The following is a 16,975-nucleotide window of genomic DNA, read 5'->3' as shown; positions in this document are numbered from 1 at the left end:
CTGCCCCGCGCCGCGCGTACAGGCTGACGCCACCTGCATGACCGCCGCCGCTCCGGCAAGGAGCGGTGGCCAGGGCGCCCGCCATCGGGCCATGGCCCCGGGGAACCGGGCGCGGTGCGGGGGGCGGCGGTGTTTGGCGGCCGATGGTTTCGCCCGTACCCTCGTCCATGCCCGCCGGGTCGGCTGCGTCGCGCACCCCGGCATCCTGCCAGGGCGTTTGTTGCAGGCAACAGGACCGCAGAGCCTTCCATGACCCACGCCAAAGCCACCTTGCTGCTCCCCGCCCGCAGCCGCTTCCCGGGCGGTTCCCTGCCGGCACGGGTGGCCAGCGCGCTTGGCCGCGCCGACCGCAGCACCGGCGACGCCGGCGAATCGGCGCAGCTGCGCCGGCATTTCCAGGCGCTGCCGGAGGACTGGTCGGCCGCCGCGTTGACCCGCCAGGTCGACGCCGGCGATGCCGCCGGCAGCCTGTGGCTGCGCGCCGACCCGGCCAACGTGATGCCGGACATGCAGGGCGCGCGGTTGATGGCGTCGGCCGAGAGCCTGCGCCTGGAGCCGGCCGATGCCGCCGCATTGCTGCCTGCGCTGCAGCCGCTGTTCGCCGGGTTCGGCTTCCAGCTCGACGCGCCTTCGCCATCGCGCTGGTACCTGCGCCTGCCCGACGACACGCCGCTGCCGGCCTTCACCGCGCCCGATGCCGCGCTCGGCGACGACCTGTTCGAACACCTGCCCGAGGGCGACAACGGCCGCCAGTGGCGGGCGCTGCTGACCGAAGCCCAGGTGGTCCTGCACCAGCATCCGTGGAACCAGCAACGCGTCGCCCAGGGCCGGCGCGCGGTCAATTCGCTGTGGTTCTGGGGCGCCGGCCGCCTGCCGCAGTCGGTGCGGACCGGGCATGCCCAGGTCCGCAGCCGCGACGCCCTGCTGCAGGGGCTGGCGGCCATGGCCGGCGTGCGCATCGACGGCGACCAGACGGTCGATGTGCTGGTGGACCTGCGCCAGCTGCGGTCGCTGGAGCAGCTCACCCGCGATGCCATCGCGCCGCTGCTCGATGCCATCGGCCGTGGCGAACTGCGCGAACTGCAGCTCGATTTCGAAGACGGTACCTGCTACCGCATCCACCGAGGCCAGCGCTGGTACTTCTGGAAGAAGCCGCTGGCGGCCCTGCACGATGCGTGATGCATTGAAGATCGTCCGCCGGCCCGCCGGCCCGGCCGGGCAGTGGGATGCGGCCACGCTGCCGCTGCTGCGTCGCATCTACGCCGCACGCGGCGTGTGCTGCATCGAGCAGGCGCAGCCGAAGCTGGCGCAGCTGCATGCGCCGGACCTGCTCGGCGGCATGCAGGCCGCGGTGCAGTTGCTGGCCGCGGCGATCGCTTCCGGCCGGCGCATCCTGGTCGTCGGCGATTTCGATTGCGACGGCGCCACCGCATGCGCGGTCGGCGTGCGCGGGTTGCGCCTGCTGGGCGCGCGCGACGTGGTGCATGCGGTGCCCAACCGCATGGTGCACGGCTACGGCCTGTCGCCGTCGCTGGTGGCCGAACTGGCCGTGCTGCAGCCGGACCTGCTGGTGACGGTGGACCATGGCATCGCCTGCCACGCCGGCGTGGCCGCGGCCAAGGCACTGGGCTGGCAGGTGCTGGTGACCGACCACCACCTGCCCGGCGAGCAGCTGCCGGCGGCCGATGCCATCGTCGATCCGAACCTGGACGGCGACGCGTTCCCGAGCAAGGCGCTGGCCGGTGTCGGGGTGATCTTCTACGTGCTGATGGCGTTGCGCCGGCACCTGCGCGAGGCCGGCGCGTTCGCCGATGGCAAGGGTCCGGACCTGACCCCGCTGCTGGACCTGGTGGCGGTGGGTACCGTTGCCGATCTGGTGGCGCTGGACGACAACAACCGTGCCCTGGTCGCGGCCGGCCTGCGCCGGCTGCGCGCCGGCCAGGGCTGCGTCGGCCTGCGGGCGCTGATCGAGGCCAGCGGCCGTGATCCACGGCGGCTGACCGCCAGCGATATCGGCTTCGCCTTGGGGCCGCGCCTGAACGCCGCCGGCCGGCTCGAGGACATGGCCCTGGGCATCGAACTGCTGCTGACCGAGGACCCGGCGCAGGCGCGCGAAATCGCCGCGTTGCTGGAAGAGATCAACGCCGAGCGCCGGGCGGTACAGCAGACGATGACCGACGACGCCGAGCTGGCGGTGTCACGGGCACTGCTGGACGGCAATGGCGGGCATCCGGTCGCGGCATGCCTGTTCGATGCGCAGTGGCATCCCGGCGTGGTCGGGCTGGTGGCCTCGAAGATGAAGGACCGCCTGCATCGCCCGGTGATCGCCTTCGCCCCGGCCGAACCGGGGGCACAGGCGCTGCGCGGGTCGGCGCGCTCGATTCCCGGCTTCCACATCCGCGATGCCCTGGCCGCGGTGGATGCGCGGCACCCCGGGCTGATCGACCGTTTCGGTGGCCATGCCATGGCCGCCGGCCTGAGCCTGCCGCTGGCACGGCTGGAGGCGTTCCGCGCCGCGTTCGAACAGCAGGTGCTGGCGACGCTGGACCCGGCGTTGCTGCAGCAGCAACTGCTCAGCGACGGCGAACTGTCCGTGGCCGAACTGGACTTCCACCACGCCGAGGCGCTGCGGCTGGCCGGGCCATGGGGGCAGGGGTTCCCGGAGCCGCTGTTCGATGGGTACTTCGAGGTGGCGCAATGGCGGGTGCTCAAGGAACGCCACCTGAAACTGGAACTGCGCCTGCCCGGCATGGCCGGTACCCTCAATGCCATCCACTTCGGCGGCTGGAGCGGCGCCGCCCCGGGCCGCCAGGTGCACCTGGCCTACCGCCTGGTCGGTGACGATTACCGCGGTGGCGGCGCGATCCAGTTGATCGTGGAGCACTGCCAGGCGGCCTAGCGGTGGCCGCCATCCGCAGCGCGGGTAGCGGCCGAAGCCGCGCTCAGCGGCGGCCATCGGCCAGCGCCGGCACCGGCGGGGCTGGCGCCACGGGCCTGAGCCCGAACAGCGGCCGCAGCCAATCGACGCGCCGGATCACCGCATAGGCGCCCAGGCACAGCGCGAAGGTCGCCACCACCAGCAGCACCGCCTCGGCTGCGGCGGGGATGTGCAGGGGCTTGAGCGCATGGGCCAGCACCACGATCACCGTCTGGTGGAGGATGTACAGCGGGAACACCGCCAGGCTCAGGTAGCGCAGCAGCGGACTGTCGACGTCGCGCCAGCGGTAGGCGAAGCCGAGCAGGGCGGCGATGGCGCACCACTGGTCCAGCGCCCAGGCCGCGCGCAGCCATTGGCGCAACGCTTCGGATACCGGATGGGTCTCGTCATGGCCGGCGAAGTACCAGGTATGGATCAGCAGCGCATAACTGGCGGCCGCCAGCAGCAGCGCCGGCCAGCGCAGGCGCTGCAGGGACAGCCAGAAGCCCTCGTTGAAGGCCACCAGGAAGCCGATCAGGAACACGCTCGCGTACTGCGCGTGGTTGTACCAGTCGTCCACCAGGGCGTGGGTCTGCTCGAAGCGCGCGGCCAGCAGCAGGCGTGCCGCCGCCAGCAGCAGCACCGGCAGCAGCAGCGCGCCCCAGCCCTGCAGCAGGCGGGCGGTGCCGTCGCGCAGCGCCGCCAGGGCCGGTGCCGGCAGCAGCCACAGCAGCCAGGCCAGCAGCGTGTAGCACCACAGGTAGGGCAGGAACCACAGGTGGTTCCAGGTCGGCAAGATCAGGCACTTGCCGTCGCTGCCGCAGAAGCCCTGGTAGGCGCTCAGGTATTTTCCATAGAAATCCAGCCCGCCGCCGGAATAGCCGCCGGGCAGCTGTTCGACCACCTGCAGGTAGGCCTGCGGCGGCACGATCACCAGCATGCCGAACAGCAGCGGCAGCAGCAGCTGGCGCGAGCGCCGGCGCACGAATCCCGCGGCGCTGCCGCGCAGCATGAAGGCGGTGGCCACGCCGGAGATCAGGAACAGCAGTGACATCCGCCAGGGGCTGGTGAGCAGCATGAACGGTTCCGGCATGGTGCTGGCCGCGGGGCTTTTCACATGCCAGCCCCAGCTTACGTAGTACATGCCCACGTGGTAGAGCACCAGCAGGCAGAAGGCGAAGACGCGGACCCGGTCCAGGTCGTGGCGGCGTTGCATCGTGGTTGCATCCGGTCGTGTCGGGAGGGGCGCCAGCCTTGCCGTGCCGGGCCCGCCGGGCCAGTGCGAGGGGACGGCCGGGGGGCGCGCAGGGACGAATGGTGCGCGCACGGGGACCGGCGGGACGGTGCCAGCGGCTAGAATGCGGCCGATGCGCGATGCCGAACCGATTCCATACGAACGTTATCTGCCATGGAAGCGCTGGGTCGAGATCGGCTTCTGGTTGGTGATGATCGGCGGCAACTGCCTCGGCAACAGCGTGGTCGCGCTGATGGACCTGCGTCGCCGCGGGTCGGATATCCCGGCATGGGAGCCCGCGCTGTGGGAAGCGAGCAGCGCGCTGATGTGGCTGCTGCTGATCCTGCCGGGCATGGCGTGGTTCACCCGCCGCCATCCGTTCCAGTGGGGCGGGTGGGCGCGCCAGGGGCTGCGCTATTTCGCCGCCAGCCTGGTGGTCTGCGCGGTGCACGTGCTGGGCATGGTCGCGCTGCGCGCATCCGTGTACGCCAGCGTGGGCATGGACTACGACTTCGGCCCCTGGGCGCGCGGGCTGTTCTACGAGTACCTGAAGGACATCCGCAGCTTCGCCTACATCGTGTTGACCATGGATGCCTATCGCGCCCTGTTGCGGCGCTGGCAGGGCGAGGCCAGCCTGCTGTCCGAGCCGGACGAAGGCCCGGCGCTGGAGCCGGTCGAGCGCCCGGAGCGTTTCCTGGTGCGCAAGCTCGGCCGCGAATTCCTGGTCGCCGCCGGCGACATCGAATGGCTGCAGGCCGCCGGCAACTACGTCAACCTGCGGGTACGCGGCCATGACTACCCGCTGCGCAGCACCATCGCCGGGATCGAGGCCCGGCTGGATCCGGACCGCTTCGTGCGCATCCACCGCAGCTACATGGTCCACCTGGCGCAGGTGGTGTCGATCGAACCGCTGGACAGCGGCGATGCACGCGTGCACCTGCGCGACGGCACGGTGCTGCCGTGCAGCCGCCGCTACCGCGCCGCGCTGCGCGCGCGCGGCGGCACGGAGTAGGCCGCCCGCGTGCGGCGGCCGGCCGGGTTCCGGGCGGCGATGACGACGCGGGCCGGCGGTCGCCCGCCGGCCCGCGCGGACCTGCCGCCGGTGGCTTACCTGCGGCGGACCAGCAGCCGGTAGGCGCCCGCCGCATACGGGTCGAAGCTGTGCGCCATCAGTACGTACCGGCCGGCGTCCAGCTCGATCTCCAGCTGCGGATCCAGGCTGGTGTCGCTGTCGTCCTGCGAGGCGACTTCCTCGCCGTCGCGCATCAGGGTGATCATGCCGTCCAGGCCGTTGCTGCCGGTCATGCTGATGACGTAGTGGCCCTTGCGCGGGACCTCGAGCGTGTACAGGCTGCGCGAGCCGGCGATCAGCTGGCCGCTGGTCTCGCGGCCGGGGACGAGCACCGGGCGGGTCGGGCCGTCCGGTGCCGGCGCGGTGCTGGTGGCCAGCTGGAAGATGCCGCCGCGGCCGTTCACCGAGCGCACCGAGACGTTGTACTCGCCCGGGTCCAGCACCTGCGACAGGCGCGCGTTGACCGCGCCGCCGCCATCATCGTCGGTGAGCGTGAAGTCGGCGCCCTGCAGGGTCAGGAACGGATCGATGTCGCGGCTGCTGGCATCGAACTGCACGCGGCGGCGCTCCGGCAGGGAGAACACGAAGCTGCGGGTCTGGTCGGCGCCGACGAAGCTGCTGGCCAGGCCTTCCAGCGGCAGCGCGCTGCCGTCCTCGAACACCAGGCCTTCCGGGAAATCGGCCCGTTCCACGCCCAGGTAGAACGCACCGCCGTTGCGCGAGAAGGCGTTGGCGGTGAGCGTGTAGCGTCCCGGCTGCAGCGGCGCCACCAGCCGCGAGTCGGTGCCGTTGCCGCCATCGTCGTCTTCCAGCGTCACGCCGTTGCCGCTGAGTTCCAGGCGGGTATCGAACGCGTCCGATTCCAGCGAGACGGTGTACAGGCCGGGCGCGTCGACCTGCAGGGTGTAGGTCTGGCGCTCGCCGACCAGCCAGTCGGTGATGCGCTGGCCGGCCGCCAGCGGCTTGCCGTCATAGGCGACGATCGGCGTGGCGGTGAGGTGGAACGGGCCGAACGCGCGGGCATCGGCGCCGCTGACAGCGATCAGGTACGGGCCGGCCTTGTCGGCGCGCACGCTGAGCTGGGCGCCTTCGCCGCAGCCGCATTCGGTGCGGCCGACCAGCATGTCGCGGTGGAACACCGCCAGCGTGCCGTTGAGCGGGCCGTCCAGCTTCAGCGATACCGCCTGGCCGGCCGCCAGTTGCAGGCTGAACAACTGGCTGCGGCTGCCGTCGCTGTAGTTGAGCGCGGTGGCCGAGGTGATTTCACCCGCGGCTTCGCCGTTGCCGGGGAGCGGGCGGATGGGGGGGGCGGCCTGGACGGGGGCGTTCAGGCCGGCGGCGATGGCGAGGGTCAGCAATCCAGCTGCGAGTCGCTTCACGGTGGTTTTCCTTGGTCTGTTGCAGGGGGACGGCCACTGCCGGACGCGACGTGCGCGAACCGACGGTACGTGTGGCCGGTGGGAAGCGTCCCGGTGGCGGTCGCGTGCGCGCCACCGGGGCGCGCTTCAGTTCGCGGCCGCCTCGGCCGCCGCGTCGGCAGCGTCCTTGCGGTTGCTGTTGGCCGGCGTGGCGGGGTCGCCGCCCAGGTCGATGGTCTCCAGCTCGAACACGCCCTGCTGGCTGCCGAAGCTGGAGACGGTCACGCTGTAGCGGCCCGGGCCCAGGCGCAGTCCCAGCCGCGCGTTGGTGCCGTTGCCGCCATCGTCGTCCTCGGCATCGATGCCGGGGCCGCTGATGCGCAGTACCGAATCGAAGTTGTCGGCGATGGCATCGAACTGCAGGTGGCGCGCGGCGTCCAGGTCGAGGACGAAGCTGCGGCGCCCGCGCGAATCGACCATGCCCTGCGCGGTCTGGCCGATCACCAGCGCACTGCCGTCGCGGATGATCAGGTCCTTGTCGACCGGGGTCAGGGCGACCTTCAGCTTGAACGCGCCGGTGCTGCCGTTCAGCGACGAGGTGCCGATGGTGTAGTCGCCCGGCTCCAGGTAGGCGCGGATCCGGGCATCGAGGTTGCCGCCGCCGTCGTCGTCCTCGATATCGACGCCGCGGCCGCTCAGGCGCAGGTAGGCATCGAGCGCCCCCGATTCCATGGTGACGGTGTAGATGCCGGCCTTGTCGACCTTGAGCGCGTAGTCCTGCTTGTCGCCCACGAGCCAGTCGATGGCTTCGCCGCCGGCGCCCAGTGGCTTGCCGTCGTAGGGAGTGACCTGGCTGCTCTTGAGCTTGAATGGCCCGAATGCGTCCGCGCTGGCGCTGTTCACCGCCACCAGGTAGGTGCCGTCCTTCGGTGCCCTGAACGCCAGGCTGACCTCGCCGGTGCCGGCCTCGCCCTCGTAGCCGCGCGAGGACGCGCTGGCCAGCAGGCTCTGGCCGTCGAACACCGACAGCTGGCCGTCGAGCGCGCCGCCGAGCTCCAGGGCCACGGCCTGGCCGCTCTTCAGGGTCACCCGGTAGCCCTGGTGGCGGCTGCCGTCGTTGTAGTTCAGGCGGCTGGAGGAGGTGATTTCACCGGAGACGCTGTCGCCGACGGCCAGGCTGGGATCGGTGTCGCCGCCGCTGCCGCCACCGCCGCCGGGCTTCTGGCAGGCGGCCAGGGCCAGGGTGAGGGAAAGGGCTGCGAACAGGCGGGTGGGGCGTGTATTCAAGCGAGAGTCCTTGATCGGTTGAAAGGGCCGCGCCGCGACGCGGCTGGCCTGAATTCTACCGGCAAGCGCGCGGGCTTCCCCGCGGATCGGTCCCGCTTCCGGCATCGCCGACGGCACCGGTGCGCGATGCTAGAATCGCCGGCTTGTCCGCACCTGCATGGACCGACCATGATCGAACTGAATCCGATCCGCCAGCGAATCACCGATCTGACCGATCGCGTGGTCTCGCTCAGGGGGTATCTTTGACTACGACGCGAAGAAAGAGCGTCTTGAGGAAGTAACCCGGGAGCTGGAAAGCCCCGATGTCTGGAACAACGCCGAATACGCGCAGAACCTGGGCCGCGAACGCGCCAGCCTGGAGAAGACCGTGCTCGGCATCGCCAGCGTGCTCGACGGCATGGCCGAGTGCGGCGAACTGCTGGACCTGGCCGAGAGCGAGCAGGACGAGGACACCGCGTTGGCGGTGGTCGCGGACCTGGACAAGTACCAGGCGCAGATCGAGAAGCTGGAGTTCCAGCGCATGTTCTCCGGCCAGATGGACTCGGCCAACGCCTTCGTCGACATCCAGGCCGGCGCCGGCGGCACCGAGGCCCAGGACTGGGCCGAGATCCTGCTGCGCATGTACCTGCGCTGGGCCGAGAGCCGCGGCTGGAAGACCGAACTGCTGGAAGTCTCCGGCGGCGAAGTGGCCGGCATCAAGTCGGCGACGTTCCGCGTGGAGGGCGATTTCGCCTACGGCTGGCTGAAGACCGAGATCGGCGTGCACCGCCTGGTGCGCAAGAGCCCGTTCGATTCGGACAACCGCCGTCACACCAGCTTCACCTCGGTGTTCGTGTCGCCGGAAGTGGATGACAACATCGACATCCAGATCAATCCGGCCGACCTGAAGACCGACGTGTACCGCTCCTCGGGCGCCGGTGGCCAGCACGTCAACAAGACCGAGTCGGCCGTGCGCATCACCCACGTCCCCAGCGGCGTGGTGGTCGCCTGCCAGACCGAGCGCAGCCAGCACGCCAACCGCGACCGCGCGATGAAGATGCTGGCCGCCAAGCTGTACGAGCTGGAGATCCAGAAGCGCAACGCCGAGAAGGACGCGGTGGAGGCCACCAAGTCCGACATCGGCTGGGGCAGCCAGATCCGCAACTACGTGCTGGACCAGAGCCGCATCAAGGACCTGCGCACCGGCATCGAGCGCAGCGACACCCAGAAGGTGCTCGACGGCGACCTGGACGAGTTCGTCGAGGCCAGCCTCAAGTCCGGCCTGGAAGCCGGCTCCAAGCGCATCGACGCGTAACCCGCGCGGCCGCGATGGCGGCCGCGCATTCGCCTTGCCGCCCGTCCATCGGCATGATGGCCGGGCCTGTTTTCTCCCCCGCAACCACCAAGCCAACGCCATGAACGACCAGACCCCCGCGCCGCAGCCCCCCGTCGACGAGAACAGCCTCATCGCCGAGCGCCGCGCGAAACTCACGGCGCTGCGCGGGCAGGGGATCGCCTACCCGAACGACTTCCGCCGCGAACACTTCGCCGGCGCGCTGCAGGCCGAGTTCGCCGATGCCGGCACCTGGACCGCCGAGGCGCTGGAAGCCTCCGGCCGTACCGTGAAGATGGCCGGCCGGCTGATGGCCAAGCGGATCATGGGCAAGGCCAGCTTCGCCCAGATCCAGGACGAATCCGGCCGCATCCAGCTGTTCCTGCAGGCCACCGCGCTGGACGAGGCCTATGCCGCGTTCAAGGGCTGGGACGTGGGCGACATCATCGCGGTCGAGGGCGGCCTGACCCGTACCAAGACCGGCGAGCTGTCGGTCAAGGCGACCGCGCTGCGGCTGCTGACCAAGTCGCTGCGCCCGCTGCCGGACAAGTGGCATGGCCTGGCCGACGTCGAGCAGCGCTACCGCCAGCGCTACGTGGACCTGATCGTGACCCCGGAGTCGCGCGAGGTGTTCATCAAGCGCTCCAGGATCATCCGCGCCATGCGCGCCTGGCTGGACGCGCGCGACTTCCTCGAAGTCGAGACGCCGATGATGCATTACATCCCCGGTGGCGCCACCGCCAAGCCGTTCACCACCCACCACAACGCGCTGGACCTGGACCTGTACCTGCGCGTGGCCCCGGAGCTGTACCTCAAGCGCCTGGTGGTCGGTGGCCTGGAGCGGGTGTACGAGATCAACCGCAACTTCCGCAACGAGGGCGTGAGCACCCGCCACAACCCGGAATTCACCATGATGGAGCTGTACGAGGCCTACGCCACGTACAACGAGGTGATGGACCTGACCGAGGGCGTGATCCGCGACGTGGCCCGGCAGGTGCTGGGCACCACCACGGTGGAGTGGGATGGCGCCAGCATCGACCTGGCCCCGGCCTTCCGCCGCTGGCGCATGGATGAGGCGGTCCGCCACCACAATCCGGAAATCAGCGTCGCCGACTGCACCGACCGCGACGCCCTGCTGCGCCATTGCGAGCGGCTGAAGATCAAGGTCAAGCCGTCCTGGGGCTGGGGCAAGCTGCTGCTGGAGATCTTCGAAGCCACGGTCGAGTCCACCCTGGTGCAGCCGACCTTCATCACCGACCACCCGGTGGAGGTGTCGCCGCTGGCCCGCGCCAGCGACACCGAGCCCGGCTATACCGACCGCTTCGAACTGTTCATCAACGGCAAGGAGATCGCCAACGGCTTCTCCGAGCTGAACGACCCCGAGGACCAGGCCGCGCGCTTCCAGGCGCAGGTGGAGGCCAAGCAGGGGGGGGACGACGAGGCCATGCACTACGACTCGGACTACATCCGCGCGCTGGAATACGGCATGGCACCGACCGGCGGGCTGGGCATCGGCATCGACCGCCTGGTGATGATGCTGACCGGCCGCGCCTCGATCCGCGACGTGCTGCTGTTCCCCTACATGCGCCCCGAGAACTGAGGGCAGGGCAGGCCCGCCCGGTGCCGTGCGCCGGCGTCCGGGCACCCCCCGGGCGTGGGTGTATTGCAGGGCCGGCGCATGCAGTTGATGATGCGATGTCGGCCGGACCGCGCCCGCTGGGGGCGGTGAGGAGGCGCGGCGTGCCGGGAGCCTATCTTCCCGGCAACAGCGGTTTCATCGGACAGACAGTCACATGCGCTTGGAAATCGTCATCGTCGACGACCAGACATCGGCCCGCAGCATGGTGCGGCATGTGCTGGAAGACATCTCGCCGGAACTGGGCGTGTACGACTTCGCCGATCCGCTGGAGGCGCTGGTCTGGTGCCAGTCGCACGATACCGACCTGCTGCTGCTCGACTACCGCATGCCGAACATGGACGGGCTGGAGTTCGCCCAGCGCTTCCGGCGCCTGCCCGGCAACCGCGACGTCCCCATCGTGCTGATCACCGTGGTCGGCGACGAACCGCTGCGGCAGAGCGCGCTGGAGGCCGGGGTCATCGATTTCCTGGTCAAGCCGATCCGCCCGCGCGAACTGCGCGCGCGCTGCAACAACCTGCTGCAGCTGCGGCGCCACAGCCAGAGCGTGCGCCAGCGGGCGTTGTCGCTGGAACAGCGGCTGCTGGCGAGCATGCACGAGGTCGAGGAGCGCGAGCGCGAGACCCTGTCGCGGCTGGCGCGCGCCATCGAGTACCGCGACGCCGGCACCAGCGCCTTCCTCGAGCGCATGGCCCACGTCGCCGGGCTGATCGCCGACGAACTGGGCCTGCCCAGCGAAGACGTGCGCACCATCGAGATGGCCGCGCCGCTGCACGACATGGGCAAGATCGCCATTCCCGACTCCATCCTGCTCAAGTCCGGCAAGCTGGACGAGGACGAGCTGGCGATCATGCGCCGCCATCCGCGCATCGGCCACGAGCTGCTCAGCGGCAGCAACAACCGCTTCATCCAGGTGGGCGCGACCATCGCCCTGCGTCATCACGAGCGCTACGACGGCAGCGGCTATCCTGATGGCCTGGAGGGCGAGGACATCCCGCTGGAAGCACGCATCGTGGCGGTGGCCGACGTGTTCGACGCACTGCTGTCGCCGCGCCCCTACAAGGAAGCCTGGTCGATGGACGCCGCACTTGCCTACCTCTATGCCCAGCGCGGGCGCCTGTTCTGCCCGCGCTGCGTCGATGCCCTGCTGCAGGCGCGCGAGCGCCTGGAGCAGGTCTGCGCCCGCTACTCGGCTGCGTTCCCGAGACCGGAAGCCTGACATGACAAGCGCGTTCGCCTGGCTCCGCCAGCGCCTGCGGCAACGCGGGGACAGCGAGCACGCGCAGGCGCTGGTGCGCATCGTGATGATCGCGCTGATCCTGTGTTACGTACTGTTGTCGGCCAACCGCTGGAGCCTGCCGCCGGGGCAGCTGCGGCTGGTGATCACCCTGATCCTGATCGCGCAGGGGCTGTCGCTGGTGCTCATGGGCTGGCTGCTGTGGAAGCCCGGGCGTTCGGACCTGCGCCGCATCCTCGGCATGGTCGACGACTACGCGCTGATGTGCACGGCGATGAGCGCCATCGGCGAGCCGATGGCCTGCATCTACGTGGTGGTGATGTGGGTGACCGTGGGCAACGGCATGCGGTTCGGCAACCGCTACCTGATGCTGGCCGTGGTGATGGCCACCGCCAGTTTCGGCATCACCCTGGCGCTGAGCGACTACTGGCAGCGCAATCTGGCGCTGGGCATCGGCCTGCTGGTCGGGCTGGCGGCCATCCCGCTGTACTTTTCCAGCCTGCTGCGGCAGTTGACCCGGGCCATGGCCGAGGCGCGCCGCGCCAGCGATGCCAAGAGCCGCTTCCTGGCCAACATGAGCCACGAGTTCCGCACCCCGCTCAATGGCCTGTCCGGCATGACCGAACTGCTCGCCACCACCCGCCTGGACGAGGAGCAGCGCGAGTGCCTGGGGACGATCCAGGCCTCGGCGCGGACCCTGCTGGCGCTGGTGGAGGAGGTGCTCGACATCTCCGCGATCGAGGCCGGCAAGCTGCGCATCAACGCCCGCGACTTCTCGCTGGCCGAGCTGGTGCACTCGATCGGCCTGATCCTGGCGCCGCAGGCGCGCGCCAAGCGCCTGGACTACCGGGTGTTCGTCGAATCCGGGGTGCCCGACGGGCTGCATGGCGACGTCGGCCACCTGCGCCAGATCCTGCTCAACCTGGCCGGCAATGCGGTCAAGTTCACCGACCATGGCCAGGTGGAAATCCGGGTATCGGTGAGCCAGTCGGGCGAGGGGCTGCCGCTGCGGCTGCGCTTCGAGATCCTCGATACCGGCATCGGCGTGCCGCCTTCGCTGCGGCCGCGGCTGTTCGACGCCTTCGAACAGGCCGACGTGTCCATGGCCCGGCGCCATGAGGGGACCGGGCTGGGCACGGCCATCGCCAAGGGCCTGGCCCAGGCCATGGGCGGCGACATCGGCTACCGCGAGAACCTGCCGGCCGGCAGCTGCTTCTGGGTGGAACTGCCGCTGGGACGTGCCCTGGCGCCGGTCGTGGCCGACGGCGGCCCGGCCGCGGGCGCCGAACCGGTGGCCGCCGAAGACCCCGGCAACGTCATTGCCTTCACCGATCCGTTCCGGCGTCACCGCGCGCGCGTGCGCAGCCTGGACATCCTGGTCGCCGACGACCACGAGGCCAACCGCATGGTGCTGCAGCGGCTGCTGCAGAAGGCCGGCCACCGCGTCACCTGCGTGCATGGCGCCGAGGAGGCGCTCGACGCGATGGCCGCGCGCGAGTTCGACGTGGCCATCACCGACCTGCACATGCCGGGCATGAGCGGCCTGGACCTGCTCAGGCAGCTGCGGGTGATGCAGGCCGGCGGCGGCCCGCGCACGCCGGTGGTGATCCTCAGCGCCGACGTCACGCCCGAGGCCATCCAGCGCTGCAACCAGGCCGGCGCGCATGCGTTCATGGCCAAGCCGGTGGTCGCGGCCAGGCTGCTGGAAACGATGGCCGACATCGCCAGCGGCGCGGCGGCGGGTACCCGCGACATGGCCGCGGTGATCCCCACCTTCGCCGATGGCGACGCCGTGCTCGATACCGGCGTGCTCGACGAGCTGACCGCGCTGGGCATGGGCAAGGGTTTCGAACGCGAGTTCGTGCGCCAGTGCCTGGAAGACCTGGAGAGCGGCATCGGCGCCTTGCCCGGCGACGCGCAGGGCGAGGACTGGGCGCGCCTGCGCGAACACGCCCATGCGATCAAGGGCGTGGCCGCCAACCTGGGGTTGCTGAAAGTCGCCCGGCAGGGGGGAGAGTTGATGCGCATGGCCGACTGGCAACTCAAGGGCGAATGGAAACCGCTGCACGCACGCATCGGTGCCGCGCTGCTGGAGGGGCGCCAGGCGCTGGATGCGCGCGCCCAGGGGCGCGCGCAATCGCACGACGACGTGACCGGCTGAGCTCCATCGCCGTCCCGCTGCCGTTCAACTCCGCACCTGGCCGCTGCGGCGGGTCTGCGCCTTGACCAGCCGGTCCATGGTGCGCAGCGACTTCTCGTCCAGCGCCAGCGCCGCATCCACCCAGACCCGGGTGATGTCCATCAGCTCCTGGTAGTCGACCCGGTTGGAAATGCCGCGTACCGCGTTCATCGCCAGGTACGACTGCGGGATGCGCTGCTGCTGGCGGATCAGGTCGTTGACCGCCTGTTCGCCCTGGCCGCGCGGCACCAGGATGTCGACCACGCCCATGGCGTGCATTTCCTCGGCGCTGTACACCCGGCCCTCCAGGATGATGCGCTCGGCCAGCTGCGGCGACACGCGCCGGCTCAGGAAGTTGTAGGCACCCATGCCCGGGAACAGGCCGAACAGCACCTCCGGCAGGCCCATGCCGACGCCTTCCTCGGCGACGATGGTGTGGCAGGACAGGGCCATTTCCAGGCCGCCGCCGAGCGCGTCGCCCTGCAGCAGGGCGATGGTGCGGAAGCTGCCGTCCAGGCCGGCATGGAAGCGGTACACGCCATCGACGCAGCTGCGCGCGTAGCGCAGCAGGCCGTCGCCGTCGCGCGCACGGATCAGGGCGGAGAACACGTCCAGGTCGCCGCCGAGGTTGAACGCGTCGGCCGCCGACGCCAGGACCAGGTGGCGCAGGCGCTCGGGCCTGGCCTGCGGGTCGCCGGTGATGCCGTCCAGATAGGCGTGCATCTCGGTCATCAGCGGTTTGCGGAAGCAGGGGCGCACGCCGGGGCCGGCGTCGGCGTGCATGTGCAGCCAATGCACGTCGCCGGCGGCGTCGTCGTGCACGCGGATGGTGGAGTAGGGGGTGGCGTAGGAGGTGGCGGGGGTGCCGACAGGCAACAGTTCGATCGCGTTCATGGGCTGGGTCCTTGCAGGAGGCCCGCAGAATCGGAAGCGTGGGCGGCGGGCCGGACGCTGGCACTCCGCGATCCTACACGCGGCGGGCGCCACGAATGCGCAAAGGCCCCGCCGGAGCCGGCGGGGCCTTCATGGAAACGGCGGGGGCGGCGGGCTTCAGCCGGCCGGCGGGGCGTCGCGCAGTTCGCGGCGCAGGATCTTGCCGACGTTGGTCTTGGGCAGCTCCTTGCGGAACTCGACGATGCGCGGATGCTTGTAGCCGGTCAGGTTGGCGCGGGCGAACTCCTTGACCTGCTCCTCGGTCAGGTTCGGGTCCTTCTTGACGATGACCACCTTGACCACCTCGCCGGACTTCTCGTTCGGCACGCCGACCGCGGCCACTTCCAGGACCCCCGGCATCATCGCGATCACGTCCTCGACCTCGTTCGGGTACACGTTGAAGCCGGACACCAGGATCATGTCCTTCTTGCGGTCGACGATGTAGAAGAAGCCCTTCTCGTCCATGCGCGCCATGTCGCCGGTATGCAGCCAGCCGCCGGCGTCCATCGCCTTGGCGGTCTCGTCGGGGCGGTGCCAGTAGCCCTTCATCACCTGCGGGCCGCGGATGCACAGCTCGCCGACTTCGCCGACGGCGAGCATGTTGCCGTCGTCGTCCTTCACGCAGGCGTCGGTGGAGGGGATGGGCAGGCCGATGGCGCCGTTGTACTCGGCCAGGTCCAGCGGGTTGATGCAGGCCGCCGGCGAGGTTTCGGTCAGGCCGTAGGCTTCCACCAGGGTGGTGCCGGTAATCTTCTTCCAGCGCTCGGCCACCGCCCGCTGCACCGCCATGCCGCCGCCCAGGGTGACCTTGAGCGAGGAGAAATCCACGTCCTCGAAGCCCGGCGTGTTGAGCAGGCCGTTGAACAGCGTGTTGACGCCGGTGATGGCGGTGAAGCGGTTGTTGCGCAGCTCCTTGACGAAGCCCTTCATGTCGCGCGGATTGGTGATCAGGTGGTTCAGGCCGCCCAGCTTCATGAAGACCAGGCCGTTGGCCGTCAGCGCGAAGATGTGGTACAGCGGCAGCGCGGTGATGATCACTTCCTCGCCGGGCTTGACCCCCGAGGCCGAGATCCACGCCGAGGCCTGCTGCATGTTCGCCACCAGGTTGCGGTGGGTGAGCATGGCGCCCTTGGCCACGCCGGTGGTGCCGCCGGTGTACTGCAGGAAGGCGATGTCGTCGTGGTTGATCTCCACCGGCGGCAGGGCATGGCGCGCGCCCAGGCGCAGCGCTTCGCGGAAGCGGATCGTGCCCTTGATGCGGTAGTCCGGCACCATCTTCTTGACGTACTTGAGCACGAAATTGACGATCGCGCCCTTGGGGAAGCCGAGCATGTCGCCCAGCCCGGTGGTGATCACCTGCTTGACCGGGGTCTCGGCGATGACCTGCTGCACGGTGTCGCCGAAGTTGTCCACCACCACCAGCGCCGAGGCGCCGCAATCGACCAGTTGGTGCTTCAGCTCGCGCGGGGTATAGAGCGGGTTGACGTTCACCACGGTCAGGCCGGCGCGCAGGATGCCGAAGGTGGCGATCGGGTACTGCAGGCAGTTGGGCATCATCACCGCCACGCGGTCGCCCTTCTTCAGCTGCAGCTCGCCCAGCAGGTAGGCGGCGAACTGGGTCACCAGGGCGTCGGCCTGGCCGTAGGTCAGCACCTTGCCGAAATTGGAGTAGGCGGGACGATCGCGGAACTTGGCCACGGAAGCATCGAACACCGCGGCCACGGAGCGGAATTCATCGACGTCGATCTCGGCAGGCACGCCAGCGGGGTAACTCTGCAGCCAGGGACGTTCCAGATTCATTTTCCCCTCC

The 16,975-nt window shown here is 70.0% G+C and carries 12 protein-coding genes; 7 read left to right on the top strand and 5 right to left on the bottom strand.

The window, feature by feature from the left end; translation table 11 throughout:
* The first annotated feature begins 249 nt into the window (after positions 1-249).
* Entirely contained in the window at positions 250-1,179 is a 930-nt protein-coding gene (locus F0P95_RS12550) for a phosphoglycerate mutase (protein WP_182334508.1), read from the top strand.
* Positions 1,172-2,899, top strand: coding sequence for a single-stranded-DNA-specific exonuclease RecJ (recJ, locus tag F0P95_RS12545; RefSeq protein WP_182334507.1), 1,728 nt, complete (start codon positions 1,172-1,174; stop codon positions 2,897-2,899). The genes F0P95_RS12550 and recJ overlap by 8 nt, the downstream gene beginning before the upstream one ends.
* A 43-nt stretch (positions 2,900-2,942) precedes the next feature.
* On the opposite strand, the gene F0P95_RS12540 is transcribed toward recJ, so the two are convergent.
* Positions 2,943-4,133: an acyltransferase family protein gene (locus F0P95_RS12540; RefSeq protein ID WP_182334506.1), complete on the bottom strand. Its 1,191-nt coding sequence runs from the start codon at positions 4,131-4,133 to the stop codon at positions 2,943-2,945.
* Positions 4,134-4,284: 151 nt separating this feature from the next.
* On the opposite strand from F0P95_RS12540, the gene F0P95_RS12535 reads away from it, so the two are divergent.
* Positions 4,285-5,163 (top strand): LytTR family DNA-binding domain-containing protein, encoded by an 879-nt coding sequence (locus tag F0P95_RS12535; protein ID WP_182334505.1) that lies wholly within the window; start codon positions 4,285-4,287, stop codon positions 5,161-5,163.
* A gap of 95 nt (positions 5,164-5,258) precedes the next feature.
* Here the strand turns inward: F0P95_RS12535 and F0P95_RS12530 are convergent, their stop codons facing one another.
* Both F0P95_RS12530 and F0P95_RS12525 read right to left on the bottom strand, forming a co-directional pair.
* A complete protein-coding gene (locus F0P95_RS12530; RefSeq protein ID WP_182334504.1) occupies positions 5,259-6,602 on the bottom strand; it encodes an ABC transporter substrate-binding protein in 1,344 nt (447 codons plus the stop codon).
* A 126-nt stretch (positions 6,603-6,728) separates the two neighbouring features.
* On the bottom strand, positions 6,729-7,868 hold the full coding sequence (locus tag F0P95_RS12525) for a PPC domain-containing protein (protein WP_182334503.1): 1,140 nt from the start codon (positions 7,866-7,868) through the stop codon (positions 6,729-6,731).
* Between the two features lie 168 nt (positions 7,869-8,036).
* Here F0P95_RS12525 and prfB point away from each other — a divergent pair.
* The 4 genes from prfB to F0P95_RS12505 all read left to right on the top strand — a co-directional run bounded on the left by prfB (position 8,037) and on the right by F0P95_RS12505 (position 14,214).
* Positions 8,037-9,162, top strand: a protein-coding gene (gene prfB / locus F0P95_RS12520) for a peptide chain release factor 2 (protein WP_182334502.1) whose coding sequence is annotated in 2 segments (ribosomal slippage) — positions 8,037-8,111 and positions 8,113-9,162 — 1,125 coding nt in all. Because the reading frame shifts where the segments join, the coding sequence is not laid out codon by codon here.
* 100 nt (positions 9,163-9,262) lie between these two features.
* On the top strand, positions 9,263-10,780 hold the full coding sequence (gene lysS, locus F0P95_RS12515; protein WP_182334501.1) for a lysine--tRNA ligase: 1,518 nt from the start codon (positions 9,263-9,265) through the stop codon (positions 10,778-10,780).
* A 193-nt stretch (positions 10,781-10,973) separates the two neighbouring features.
* Positions 10,974-12,035 carry a cyclic di-GMP phosphodiesterase response regulator RpfG gene (gene rpfG, locus F0P95_RS12510; RefSeq protein WP_182334500.1) on the top strand — a complete coding sequence of 354 codons (1,062 nt, stop codon included), beginning with the start codon at positions 10,974-10,976 and terminating at the stop codon, positions 12,033-12,035.
* 1 nt (position 12,036) lies between these two features.
* Complete coding sequence (locus tag F0P95_RS12505) at positions 12,037-14,214, top strand: response regulator (RefSeq protein WP_182334499.1); 2,178 nt, start codon at positions 12,037-12,039, stop codon at positions 14,212-14,214.
* Positions 14,215-14,238: 24 nt separating this feature from the next.
* On the opposite strand, the gene F0P95_RS12500 is transcribed toward F0P95_RS12505, so the two are convergent.
* Together F0P95_RS12500 and rpfB are read right to left on the bottom strand one after the other, a co-directional pair.
* The gene (locus F0P95_RS12500) at positions 14,239-15,126 is read right to left on the bottom strand and encodes a crotonase/enoyl-CoA hydratase family protein (RefSeq protein WP_182334498.1); all 888 of its coding nucleotides are present in this window, start codon (positions 15,124-15,126) and stop codon (positions 14,239-14,241) included.
* Between the two features lie 156 nt (positions 15,127-15,282).
* Positions 15,283-16,965 carry a fatty acyl-CoA ligase RpfB gene (gene rpfB / locus F0P95_RS12495; RefSeq protein ID WP_182334497.1) on the bottom strand — a complete coding sequence of 561 codons (1,683 nt, stop codon included), beginning with the start codon at positions 16,963-16,965 and terminating at the stop codon, positions 15,283-15,285.
* Positions 16,966-16,975 lie beyond the last annotated feature (10 nt).

Source organism: Stenotrophomonas acidaminiphila, assembly GCF_014109845.1.
Lineage (GTDB): Bacteria > Pseudomonadota > Gammaproteobacteria > Xanthomonadales > Xanthomonadaceae > Stenotrophomonas > Stenotrophomonas acidaminiphila.
Note: the sequence above shows the minus strand (reverse complement) of the source record. Positions and strands in the feature narration are given on the sequence as shown.